Below are 12058 nucleotides of genomic sequence, written 5' to 3' on the forward strand. Positions count from 1 at the left end.
GCTTCGTCTTGAGAAAACTTAGACGTTAAAGCGGAAGTGCATTACGTCGCCGTCTTTGACGATGTAGTCCTTGCCTTCGAGGCGCCATTTACCGGCTTCCTTGGTCCCGGCTTCACCCTTGTACTGGATGAAGTCGTCATAGGCGATCACTTCGGCGCGGATGAAGCCTTTTTCGAAGTCGGTGTGGATCACGCCAGCGGCTTGCGGTGCGGTGGCGCCCACGCGGACAGTCCAGGCGCGGACTTCTTCGACGCCGGCGGTGAAGTAGGTTTGCAGGTGCAACATCTCGTAGCCAGCGCGGATTACGCGGTTCAGGCCAGGCTCTTCGAGGCCCAGGGCTTCGAGGAACATGTCTTTCTCTTCGCCATCTTCCAGTTCGGCGATTTCGGCTTCGATCTTGTTGCAGACCGGAACCACCATGGCGCCTTCTTCTTCGGCGATGGCTTTGACGATGTCCAGCAGCGGGTTGTTCTCGAAACCGTCTTCAGCGACGTTAGCGATGTACATGACCGGCTTGGTGGTCAGCAGGTGGAAGCCTTTGATCACCGCTTTATCGTCGGCACCCATGTTCTTCATCAGCGTGCGCGCAGGCTTGCCGAGGGTGAAGTGAGCGATCAGTTGCTCCAGCAGGCCTTTCTGGACCACGGCATCCTTGTCGCCACCCTTGGCGTTGCGGGCGACTTTCTGCAATTGCTTCTCGCAGCTGTCGAGGTCGGCGAAGATCAGTTCCAGGTCGATGATTTCGATGTCGCGTTTCGGGTCGACACTGTTGGAGACGTGAATCACGTTCTCGTCTTCGAAGCAGCGGACCACGTGGGCGATGGCATCGGTTTCGCGGATGTTGGCCAGGAATTTGTTGCCCAGGCCTTCACCTTTCGACGCGCCGGCAACCAGGCCCGCGATGTCGACGAATTCCATGGTGGTCGGCAGGATGCGCTTTGGATTGACGATGGCTGCCAGAGCTTCCAGGCGCGGGTCCGGCATCGGCACGATACCGGTGTTGGGCTCGATGGTGCAGAAGGGGAAGTTCTCGGCCGCGATACCGGATTTGGTCAGGGCGTTGAACAGGGTGGACTTGCCGACGTTAGGCAGGCCGACGATGCCGCAATTGAATCCCATGGTGTTTCCCCTCGGATAAGAGTCAGGCCTTCTGGCTGTGCAGGTTTTTCATCGCGCGGTTCCATTCACCGGCGAGGATATCCGGCAGCACGCCGAGGGCAAAGTCGATGCTGGCATCGAGTTTTTCCTGTTCGGCGCGTGGCGCACGACCCAGGACGAAATTTGAAACCATACTGGCAACGCCCGGGTGGCCAATGCCAAGCCGCAAGCGGTAGAACGTATTCTGATTGCCCAATTGCGCAATGATGTCGCGCAACCCGTTGTGACCGCCATGGCCGCCGCCCAATTTGAGTTTGGCAACGCCCGGAGGCAGGTCGAGTTCGTCATGTGCCACCAGGATTTCTTCGGGCTTGATGCGGAAGAAACCGGCGAGTGCCGCTACGGCCTGGCCGCTGCGGTTCATGTAGGTGGTGGGAATCAACAGACGAACATCCTGACCTTGGTGCGAATAGCGCCCGGTCAGGCCGAAATATTTGCGATCGGCTACAAGGTTCACACCTTGCGCGTTCGCGATGCGCTCAACAAAAAGGGCCCCTGCGTTATGCCGGGTCTGTTCGTATTCAGCGCCTGGATTTCCCAGGCCAACGATCAGTTTAATGGCAGTCACGATAGGGGCCCTTCCTTGGAGTGGTGGATAACATCGCCGCAATCAGGGTGTGCGGCGAAAGTGGACGAAAATTGCTCATTTACCATTATGTAAACTCCGCGTTCTCGCCCGCTTTCTCGCTACGCTCTAGTCCGCGATGTTTCCGGTCACTCCGGCGTACAGAGTGAAATTACTCTGCAGCGCCTTCAGCTGGAGCTTCTGGAGCAACACGTGGAGCGTGAACGTTGGCAACAGCCAGGTCGTTACCGTGAGCCAGAGCAACAAATTCAACGCCTTTAGGAGCGCTGATGTCGGACAGGTGAATGATCGAGCCGACTTCGGCGTTAGCCAGGTCAACTTCGATGAATTCAGGCAGGTCTTTTGGCAGGCAGGACACTTCGATTTCAGCAACAACGTGCGAAATCTCGCCGCCTTTCTTCACTGGAGCAGCTTCGTTGATGAAGTGCACAGGAACGATAGCGGTCAGCTTCTGGCCGGCAACTACGCGTACGAAGTCAGCGTGCAACACGTGGCCTTTGGCCGGGTGACGCTGCAGAGCCTTGATGATTACGTTTTGCTTGGTGCCGCCAACGTTCAGCTCGATGATGTGGCTGTAAGCCGCTTCGTTTTCGAGCAGTTTGGTAACTTCTTTAGCCAGCATGCTGATGGATTCAGGGGCTTTTTCGCCACCGTAAACTACAGCTGGAACCAGGCTTGCGAGACGACGCAGGCGGCGGCTCGCACCTTTCCCCAGGTCGGAACGCACTTCAGCATTCAGAGTAAAATCGTTCATGTTGTATCTCCAAAATAACCACATTCGCCCCAGCGTTTGCGACCAGCGCTAAAGGCGATATGGGCAAAAAAGCCCCGCCCCGACAGGAATGCCGGGGCGGGGCGCTTTTCGTCAACGAGACATTTCGAGAAGGGCAGGGCCCTTAGCGGAACATCGCGCTGATCGATTCTTCATTGCTGATGCGGCGGACCGCCTCGGCAACTACCGGTGCGATATCCAGTTGACGGATACGTGCACAGGCTTGTGCTGCAGCGGACAGAGGAATGGTATTGGTTACCACCAACTCGTCCAGCACGGAATTTTCAATGTTTTCGATCGCCCGACCCGACAACACAGGGTGCGTGCAATAAGCGAAAACCTTGGCTGCGCCATGCTCTTTCAAGGCCTTGGCCGCGTGGCACAGAGTGCCGGCGGTATCGACCATGTCATCGACCAGAATACAGGTACGCCCTTCGACATCACCGATGATATGCATCACTTCAGAGTGATTGGCTTTCTCACGGCGTTTGTCGATGATCCCGAGATCCACGCCCAGGGATTTGGCAACAGCACGTGCACGCACGACGCCACCAATGTCCGGGGACACAATCATCAGGTTTTCGAAGCGCTGATCTTCAATGTCATCCACCAGAACCGGGGAGCCGTAGATGTTATCTACCGGAATATCGAAGAAACCCTGGATTTGGTCAGCATGCAGATCAACCGTGAGAACACGGTCGATGCCGACTACGGTAAGCATGTCAGCAACGACTTTCGCGCTGATAGCCACACGTGCGGAACGCGGACGGCGATCCTGACGGGCATAACCAAAGTAAGGAATAACAGCAGTAATACGAGTAGCCGAGGAGCGGCGGAAGGCGTCAGCCATCACTACCAGTTCCATCAGGTTATCGTTGGTCGGAGCGCAAGTCGGCTGAATAATGAAGACATCTTTACCGCGGACGTTTTCATTGATCTCGGCTGTAATTTCGCCGTCGGAAAACTTACCGACAGAAATGTCACCGAGAGGGATATGCAGCTGACGTACAACACGCCGAGCCAGATCGGGGTTAGCGTTCCCCGTAAAGACCATCATCTTGGACACGCGCAGTACCTGAAGGCTGAGGGTAACCTGGATGAGTATAGGAAAATGGCAGGGGCGGCTGGATTCGAACCAACGCATGGCAGGATCAAAACCTGCTGCCTTACCGCTTGGCGACGCCCCTGTATCTGTTGCAACGATTACCCAGTAATCGGTTCCTTTAGAGCAGACTTTGCAGCTTGCGGTGCAACATCGAGATGTTGCTTCCTTTTGCTACAAACCCTGTAAGGGTCTCTGTAAGAAGGGCCGAGACTTTATCAGCTTCAGCTTTGCTTGGGAAGCCCCCAAACACACAACTTCCAGTGCCAGTAAGTTTTGCTTCGGTAAATTTACCTAACAAATTCAATGCGTTACGTACCTCTGGATAACGCCTTGCTACTACTGGCAAGCAGTCGTTTCGACTGTTTCCCTTGGGAACGGGGCGCACTTTAATGGGCGGTGAGTTACGTGTCAACAACGGATCTGAAAAAATTTCTGCCGTACTTACAGAGACTTGCGGTACGAGCACCAGATACCACGGTTCTTCCGGCTCTACAGGGGTCAGTTTCTCCCCCACACCCTCGGCGAAAGCCGCGTGGCCGCGTACGAAAACCGGAACGTCAGCACCCAGCGTCAAGCCGAGCGTAGCCAGCCGATCTTCATCCCAACCCAGCTGCCAGAGATGATTGAGGCCCAGCAGCGTCGTTGCTGCATTCGAACTGCCACCACCGATTCCGCCGCCCATGGGCAGGATCTTGTCGATCCAGATATCGATGCCGAGCGCGCAGCCGGATTGTTCCTGAAGTTTTTTGGCGGCCTTGACGATCAGGTTGCTGTCGTGCGGGACACCTTCGAACGCGGTGTGTAATCGAATGACGCCGTCATCGCGCACGGCGAAAGTGATTTCGTCGCCATAGTCGAGAAACTGAAACAGCGTCTGCAGCTCGTGATAGCCGTCTTCACGGCGACCGAGAATGTGCAGCATCAAATTGAGTTTGGCCGGTGAGGGCAGGGTCAGGCGATTGACTGGCATGTTACTGCCCCAATTTGCGCGGTTGCCAAGCCTTGATCACCAGGGTGACATCAAGGTCGGTGCCGTGCAGTTTGATCCGCTCGGGCAACCAGTAGCCATTTTGCTCGGTGTAGGCGGTGTACTCGACCTGCCAACCATCCTGTTCCAGGTTGGCCAGACGGCTATCGGCGTCCAGCGTCAGACGGCTTTTGCTGTCTGGGGCCGGGAGCCCGCGGACCCACCAGGCCAGGTTGGACACCGGCAATTTCCAGCCCAGTTGTTCTTCAAGCAGGATTTCCGGGTTCGGTGCTTCATAGCGTCCCTGATTGGCAACTTCCAGCGAAACCTTGCCGGGACGCCCGGTCAGGCGTGCAGCACCACGACCCAAAGGGCCGGACAGGCGGATATCGTAGTAATCCTGGCGCTGCAACCAGAACAGCGTGCCGCTGCCCGAGTCCTTTGGTGCGCGGATGCCGATCTTGCCGTCGATCTGCCAGCCGTCGAGGCCGGTCAGTTGCTGCTTGTGTTCACGCCATTGGGCAGTGTTGCCGTGACCCTCGACGGATTCGCGGGCGCCGAAACCTGCGCAACCGGCGAGCAGGGCGATGAAACTGAAAACGATAACGTGGCGCAAGAACATAATCTTAAAGAGTCTCTGATCCGGTCAGGCGTTTGATGGTACTGCGCAGAGCTGGGCTATCAGGCTGTTCCTTGAGGAACTTGCCCCAGACTTGTTTGGCTTCGCGTTGCTTGCCGCTGGCCCAAAGGACTTCGCCCAGGTGTGCGGCGACTTCCTGATCGGGGAACCGCTCCAGTGCCTGACGCAGCAGGCGTTCAGCTTCGTCGAGGTTGCCCAAGCGGTAATTCACCCAGCCAAGGCTGTCGAGCACCGCCGGATCTTCCGGATTGATGTGATGAGCCTGTTCGATCAGGGCCTTGGCTTCAGCGTAACGCGTCGTACGATCAGACAAGGTGTAGCCGAGCGCGTTCAGCGCCATGGCGTTGTCCGGATCGCGCTTGATGATCTGCCGCAAGTCTTTTTCCATCTGCGCCAGGTCATTGCGTTTTTCCGCGAGCATGGCCCGGGTGTAAAGAAGGTTCAGATCGTCCGGATATTGCTGCAGGGCTTTTTGCAGGACATTCCAGGCCTTGTCGCCCTGATTGTTGGCGGACAGGGTTTCAGCTTCGATCAGGTACAACTGGATCGCATAATCCGGTTGCTCGTCGCGCTGAGCCGCCAGTTTGCTTTGGGCTTCAGCGGTCTTGCCGTTGTTCATCAGAATGTCGGCCTGGCGCAATTGTGCCGGCAGGTAATCGTTGCCCGGTCCGACTTTGGCGTACTCGATCAACGCGCCTTGCGGATCATTTCGCTCTTCGGCAATGCGACCGAGGTTCAGGTGTGCTGAGTCGACATGGCTATCCCGGGCGATCAGGTCTTCCAGATAACCCTTGGCCTCGTCCCAGGCTTTGGCTTCCAGGCAGACCAGCGCCAGGGAGTAACGCAGTTCGTCGTCTTCCGGGTATTGCTGAACCAGGCTCGAGAACTCGGCTTTGGCGTCGTCCATGCGGTCTTGTTCAACCAGCATCCGCGCGTAAGTCAGGCGCAGACGTTTGTCGTCCGGGTATTTCTTGATGCTTTTTTGCAGCAATGGCAATGCTTCGCCACCGCGATCAAGTGATTGCAGTAACCGCGCGCGCAGCAGAATCGGTGCGATTTCGCCGTCCTCCGGCGGATTGTTTTCCAGCAGGGTGAGCGCGCCTTTGGTGTCGCCATCCTGTTGCATCAGCAACGCCTTGCCAAAAATCAGCTGGCTGTTGTTCGGATGGCGCTGCAGCAAACGGTCGAAGCTTTTCATCAAACCGTTGCGCGTGTCCTGGTCGGTATCGGCGGCGGACAGGGCGAGGAAGTCGAAATGGGTGTCGCCCTTGCCCTGCAGGACTTTCTCCATATAAACCATGGAGTCGTCATAACGACCGGCCCGGGCCAGTTGCACGGCGGCAGCCCGCTGCGCTTCGAGGTCGTTCGGCGCGTTTTTTGCCCAGATCAGGGCGGTATCCAGGGCGGCTTGATCGGCGCCCAGGTATTCGGCGATGCGGAATGCCCGCTCCGAGATGCCCGGATCCTGAGTATTGATGGCCTGGGTCACATAGTTGTCCAGGGCAATGTCGAAACGATTGCGCTGGCCAGCCAGTTCGGCGCTCAACAGGCTGAAGACTGTGTCTTCACTGAACGAGCTGTAAACCTTGGGCTTTTCAGGGGCCGGAGTGCTGTCTTCGACCGGCGACGTGCCGTCCGACGAAACGGGTGCCAAGGCCTGGCAGCCGCTGAGGAAGACAAAAGCGAGGAGCAACGCGGAAGATCTATTCATATAGGAAGAGGACGACTAACCTGCGGTCGGATCATCATGACACAAGCCTTCGGCCAAACATAACCGGCCCCGAAATTTACCCCGTCACCCAGTCCATGTAGGAGCCGCCGAAGGCTGCGATCTTTTGATTTTGTTTTTCAAGATCAAAAGATCGCAGCCTTCGGCAGCTCCTACATGAAGGCTGAACGAGAACTGCTCGCAATCTGCGGCAGCACCTACCACGCCAATAGATATCGAGTAGTTGTTCTGAATCTGGCGAAGTAGGACAATTGCCGGCTTCACGTCACCATCAGCGACTTTGAATGGCCTTCCTTGCACTCGGTATTAACCACAAGACTGCTTCAGTAGACGTCCGCGAGCGCGTGGCTTTTACTCCTGAGCAGCTGGTGGAGGCCTTACAGCAGCTCTGCCGACTTACCGACAGCCGCGAAGCTGCGATCCTCTCCACCTGCAATCGCAGTGAACTCTATATAGAACAGGATCACCTGTCGGCTGACATCGTGCTCCGCTGGCTGGCCGAATATCATCATTTGAGCCTCGAAGAACTGCGCGCGAGCGCTTATGTGCACGAAGATGATGCGGCAGTTCGTCACATGATGCGGGTGGCTTCCGGGCTCGATTCGCTGGTGTTGGGTGAGCCGCAGATTCTCGGTCAGATGAAATCGGCCTACGCCGTGGCTCGCGAAGCCGGCACCGTGGGTCCGTTGCTCGGGCGCTTGTTCCAGGCCACGTTCAATGCGGCCAAGCAAGTGCGCACCGACACGGCCATTGGTGAAAACCCGGTGTCCGTGGCGTTTGCCGCGGTGAGCCTGGCGAAACAGATTTTCAGCGACTTGCAACGCAGCCAGGCCTTGCTGATCGGTGCCGGTGAAACCATCACCCTGGTCGCCCGTCATCTGCATGAACTGGGGGTAAAACGCATCGTCGTGGCCAACCGCACGCTGGAGCGCGCGAGCATGCTCGCTGAGCAGTTCGGTGCCCATGCTGTGCTGCTGTCAGATATTCCGGCGGAGCTGGTGCGCAGCGACATCGTCATCAGCTCCACGGCCAGCCAGTTGCCGATTCTCGGTAAAGGCGCCGTGGAAAGTGCGCTGAAACTGCGCAAGCACAAACCGATTTTCATGGTGGATATCGCCGTTCCACGGGATATCGAGCCTGAAGTCGGCGAGTTGGACGACGTTTACCTGTACAGCGTCGACGATCTCCACGAAGTGGTCGCCGAGAACCTCAAGAGCCGTCAAGGCGCCGCACAAGCGGCGGAAGAAATGGTCTCGGTGGGCGCCGAAGATTTCATGGTGCGCCTGCGCGAGTTGGCGGCGGTCGACGTGCTCAAGGCCTATCGTCAACAAAGCGAGCGCATGCGCGACGAAGAGTTGCAAAAGGCCCAGCGCATGCTGGCTAACGGCAGCAACGCCGAAGAAGTGCTGGTGCAACTGGCCCGCGGCCTGACCAACAAACTGTTGCACGCACCGAGCGTGCAGTTGAAAAAGCTCTCTGCCGAAGGTCGCCTTGATGCGCTGGCGATGGCCCAGGAACTCTTTGCCCTCGGTGAGGGCCCATCGGAAAGCTTTTCGGATAAGAAACCGCAATGAAAGCGTCACTGCTCAATAAACTGGACATCCTCCAGGACCGTTTCGAGGAATTGACTGCGTTGCTTGGCGACGGCGAGGTCATTTCCGATCAGAACAAATTCCGCACCTATTCCAAGGAATACGCGGAAGTCGAACCGATTGTCGAAGCCTATAAACAGCTGCTCAAAGTTCAGGGCGACCTCGAAGGCGCTCAGGCTCTGCTCAAGGACAGCGACCCGGACATGCGTGAAATGGCCGTGGAAGAAGTCCGCGAAGCCAAGGAACGTCTGGTTGAACTGGAAGCCAGTCTGCAACGCATGCTGCTGCCCAAAGACCCGAACGATGGGCGCAACGTGTTCCTCGAAATCCGCGCCGGCACCGGTGGCGACGAGGCGGCAATTTTCTCCGGCGATCTGTTCCGCATGTATTCGCGTTACGCCGAGCGGCGCGGCTGGCGAGTGGAGATCCTTTCGGAAAACGAAGGCGAACACGGCGGCTATAAAGAAGTCATTGCCCGGGTTGAAGGCGATAACGTGTACGGCAAGCTGAAATTCGAATCCGGTGCCCACCGTGTACAGCGGGTTCCGGCGACCGAATCCCAAGGGCGCATTCACACCTCGGCCTGCACCGTGGCGGTATTGCCCGAGCCGGATGAACAAGAAGCGATCGAGATCAACCCGGCGGATCTGCGGGTCGATACTTACCGCTCTTCCGGTGCCGGTGGCCAGCACGTCAACAAGACCGACTCGGCGATCCGCATCACGCACTTGCCGTCCGGTATCGTTGTCGAGTGTCAGGAAGAGCGTTCGCAGCACAAGAACCGTGCGCGGGCGATGTCCTGGCTGTCGGCCAAGCTCAACGACCAGCAGACCAGCGCCGCCGCCAATGCCATCGCCAGCGAGCGTAAATTGCTGGTGGGCTCGGGTGATCGCTCTGAGCGTATTCGCACCTACAACTTTGCCCAGGGCCGGGTCACGGACCATCGGGTCAACCTGACGCTGTATTCCCTCGACGAAATCCTCGCCGGTGGCGTCGATGCGGTGATTGAACCGTTACTGGCCGAATATCAGGCCGATCAACTGGCAGCGATAGGTGAGTAAATGACGATCATTGCCAGTTTGTTGCGCGCCGCTGAATTGCCCGACTCGCCCACCGCGCGTCTGGATGCCGAATTGTTGCTGGCGGCCGCGTTGGGCAAGTCCCGCAGCTTCCTGCACACCTGGCCGGAACGTATTGTTCCCAGCGAGGCGGCGTTGACCTTTGCCGAGTACTTGCAGCGTCGTCGCAGCGGTGAGCCGGTGGCTTACATTCTGGGGCAGCAGGGTTTCTGGAAGCTGGATCTGGAAGTCGCGCCGCACACGCTGATTCCGCGCCCGGACACCGAGTTGCTGGTGGAGGCGGCTCTGGAACTGTTGCCGGCCACACCCGCCACCGTCCTCGACCTTGGCACCGGCACCGGTGCAATTGCCCTGGCCCTGGCCAGCGAACGCCCGGCGTGGAAGGTCACCGCCGTCGACCGCGTGCTGGAGGCCGTGGCCCTGGCCGAACGCAATCGCCAGCGCCTGCACCTGAACAACGCCACAGTGCTGAGCAGCCATTGGTTCAGCGCTCTGGAAGGTCAGCGTTTCCAACTGATCATCAGCAACCCGCCCTACATTGCGTCGTCCGATCCGCATTTGGTGGAAGGCGATGTGCGCTTCGAGCCGGCCAGCGCATTGGTGGCGGGTGTCGACGGCCTCGACGATCTGCGCTTGATCGTGGCCCAGGCGCCGGATCATCTGGAGGCGGGTGGCTGGCTGATGCTCGAACACGGTTACGATCAAGCCGAGGCCGTGCGTGATTTGTTGCTGACCCGCGGCTTTGAAGACGTCCACAGCCGCACCGATCTGGGCGGTCATCAACGCATCAGTCTGGGGCGCCTGCCATGCTGAATGATCAGGAATTGCTGCGCTACAGCCGGCAAATTCTGTTGCAGCACATCGACATCGACGGGCAATTGCGCTTGAAAGAAAGTCGCGTGCTGATCGTCGGGCTTGGTGGTCTCGGCGCGCCGGTGGCGCTGTACCTCGCTGCCGCAGGCATCGGCGAGTTGCATCTGGCGGACTTTGATACGGTCGACCTGACCAACCTGCAACGCCAGATCATTCATGACACCGACAGTGTCGGCATGAGCAAAGTCGATTCGGCGATCAAACGCCTGAGCGCGATCAACCCCGAGATTCAACTGGTCGCCCATCGCAATGCGCTGGATGAAGACTCTTTGGCCGCCGCCGTGGCGGGGGTGGATCTGGTACTCGACTGTTCCGACAATTTCTCAACTCGCGAAGCCGTCAACGCCGCTTGCGTGGCCGCCGCCAAACCTTTGGTCAGCGGCGCGGCCATTCGCCTCGAAGGGCAATTGTCGGTGTTCGACCCGCGTCGGCCGGAGAGCCCGTGCTACCACTGTTTATACGGGCATGGCAGCGAGGCTGAATTGACCTGCAGCGAAGCGGGTGTGGTCGGTCCGCTGGTGGGGTTGGTCGGCAGCCTGCAAGCACTCGAAGCGCTAAAGCTGCTGGCAGGTTTCGGTGAGCCGCTGGTGGGGCGCCTGTTGTTGATCGATGCCTTGGGCTCGCGCTTTCGAGAGTTGCGAGTCAAGCGTGATCCGGGTTGTAGCGTTTGCGGGCCGAAGCATGCGTGAAGCGCCAATTGGCGTGTTCGACTCCGGCGTCGGTGGGCTTTCGGTGCTGGCCGAGATCCAGCAGTTATTGCCCAACGAGTCTCTGCTGTATGTTGCCGATTGCGGCAATATTCCCTACGGCGAGAAAACGCCGGAATTTATCCAGCAGCGTTGCAGTGTCATGGCCAGGTTTTTTCAACAGCAGGGCGCCAAAGCCCTGGTGCTGGCCTGCAACACCGCCACCGTCGCGGGCGTTGCCGATCTGCGACGCGACTACCCCACGTGGCCCATCGTCGGCATGGAGCCCGCGGTCAAACCGGCCGCTGCCGCGACCCGCAGTGGCGTGGTTGGAGTGCTGGCTACGACCGGCACGTTGCAGAGCGCCAAGTTCGCCGCGTTGCTCGACCGTTTCGCCACCGATGTGCAAGTGATCACCCAGCCTTGTCCCGGGTTGGTGGAATTGATTGAAAACGGTGATCTGCACAGCCCCGTCCTGCGTCAATTACTTGAGCGCTACGTCCAGCCGCTGCTCGCAGCAGGCGCGGACACCATCATTCTCGGCTGCACCCATTACCCTTTCCTCAAGCCACTGCTCAAGCAGATGATCCCCGACGACATCAGCCTGATCGACACCGGCGCCGCTGTTGCACGACAACTTCAACGTCTTTTGGCCGAGCGTGATTTGCTCGCCGATGGTCCTGCGCGTGCGGCGCAATTCTGGACCAGCGCCGATCCCCTGCATTTCAGAAATATATTGCCGATACTGTGGAATAACGCTGGCGTTGTGCAAAGCTTCAAAGGGTAAGCAGGTCTCGGGGGCATACGAAAAATCGGGGTGAACTTCTGATAAATCGCCGACTTCTATAGCAGTGAGTGTCGAGCAACAAAA

The 12058-nt window shown here is 58.3% G+C and carries 12 protein-coding genes and 1 tRNA gene; 5 read left to right on the forward strand and 8 right to left on the reverse strand.

Annotation, left to right across the window (positions count from 1 at the left end; genetic code table 11):
• Positions 1-18: 18 nt before the first annotated feature.
• The 8 genes from ychF to KUF73_RS13160 all read right to left on the reverse strand — a co-directional run bounded on the left by ychF (position 19) and on the right by KUF73_RS13160 (position 6939).
• Complete coding sequence (gene ychF / locus KUF73_RS13125) at positions 19-1119, reverse strand: redox-regulated ATPase YchF (RefSeq protein WP_218438455.1); 1101 nt, start codon at positions 1117-1119, stop codon at positions 19-21.
• Positions 1120-1141: 22 nt separating this feature from the next.
• Entirely contained in the window at positions 1142-1726 is a 585-nt protein-coding gene (gene pth / locus KUF73_RS13130) for an aminoacyl-tRNA hydrolase (RefSeq protein WP_054045702.1), read from the reverse strand.
• A gap of 169 nt (positions 1727-1895) precedes the next feature.
• Entirely contained in the window at positions 1896-2498 is a 603-nt protein-coding gene (locus tag KUF73_RS13135) for a 50S ribosomal protein L25/general stress protein Ctc (RefSeq protein WP_218438456.1), read from the reverse strand.
• Positions 2499-2640: 142 nt separating this feature from the next.
• On the reverse strand, positions 2641-3582 hold the full coding sequence (locus KUF73_RS13140; protein WP_003171603.1) for a ribose-phosphate pyrophosphokinase: 942 nt from the start codon (positions 3580-3582) through the stop codon (positions 2641-2643).
• Between the two features lie 46 nt (positions 3583-3628).
• Positions 3629-3703, reverse strand: a tRNA-Gln gene (locus KUF73_RS13145).
• A gap of 36 nt (positions 3704-3739) precedes the next feature.
• Entirely contained in the window at positions 3740-4591 is an 852-nt protein-coding gene (gene ispE / locus KUF73_RS13150) for a 4-(cytidine 5'-diphospho)-2-C-methyl-D-erythritol kinase (RefSeq protein WP_218438457.1), read from the reverse strand.
• 1 nt (position 4592) lies between these two features.
• Positions 4593-5210 carry a lipoprotein insertase outer membrane protein LolB gene (gene lolB, locus KUF73_RS13155; protein WP_218438458.1) on the reverse strand — a complete coding sequence of 206 codons (618 nt, stop codon included), beginning with the start codon at positions 5208-5210 and terminating at the stop codon, positions 4593-4595.
• A gap of 4 nt (positions 5211-5214) precedes the next feature.
• The gene (locus KUF73_RS13160) at positions 5215-6939 is read right to left on the reverse strand and encodes a tetratricopeptide repeat protein (protein ID WP_218438459.1); all 1725 of its coding nucleotides are present in this window, start codon (positions 6937-6939) and stop codon (positions 5215-5217) included.
• 302 nt (positions 6940-7241) lie between these two features.
• Between KUF73_RS13160 and hemA the strand changes: the two genes are divergently transcribed.
• From hemA to murI, 5 genes are read left to right on the forward strand one after another with little or no spacing between them, the layout of a single operon-like run.
• Entirely contained in the window at positions 7242-8531 is a 1290-nt protein-coding gene (gene hemA / locus KUF73_RS13165) for a glutamyl-tRNA reductase (protein WP_218438460.1), read from the forward strand.
• Positions 8528-9610 (forward strand): peptide chain release factor 1, encoded by a 1083-nt coding sequence (gene prfA, locus KUF73_RS13170; RefSeq protein WP_218438461.1) that lies wholly within the window; start codon positions 8528-8530, stop codon positions 9608-9610. The genes hemA and prfA overlap by 4 nt, the downstream gene beginning before the upstream one ends.
• Positions 9611-10441: a peptide chain release factor N(5)-glutamine methyltransferase gene (prmC, locus tag KUF73_RS13175; protein WP_218438462.1), complete on the forward strand. Its 831-nt coding sequence runs from the start codon at positions 9611-9613 to the stop codon at positions 10439-10441. It begins immediately after the preceding gene.
• Positions 10435-11190: a molybdopterin-synthase adenylyltransferase MoeB gene (locus KUF73_RS13180; protein ID WP_218438463.1), complete on the forward strand. Its 756-nt coding sequence runs from the start codon at positions 10435-10437 to the stop codon at positions 11188-11190. The genes prmC and KUF73_RS13180 overlap by 7 nt, the downstream gene beginning before the upstream one ends.
• The gene (murI, locus tag KUF73_RS13185) at positions 11183-11974 is read left to right on the forward strand and encodes a glutamate racemase (RefSeq protein ID WP_218438464.1); all 792 of its coding nucleotides are present in this window, start codon (positions 11183-11185) and stop codon (positions 11972-11974) included. The genes KUF73_RS13180 and murI overlap by 8 nt, the downstream gene beginning before the upstream one ends.
• Positions 11975-12058: the final 84 nt, after the last annotated feature.

Source organism: Pseudomonas sp. PD9R (genome assembly GCF_019200975.1).
Taxonomy (GTDB): Bacteria; Pseudomonadota; Gammaproteobacteria; order Pseudomonadales; family Pseudomonadaceae; genus Aquipseudomonas.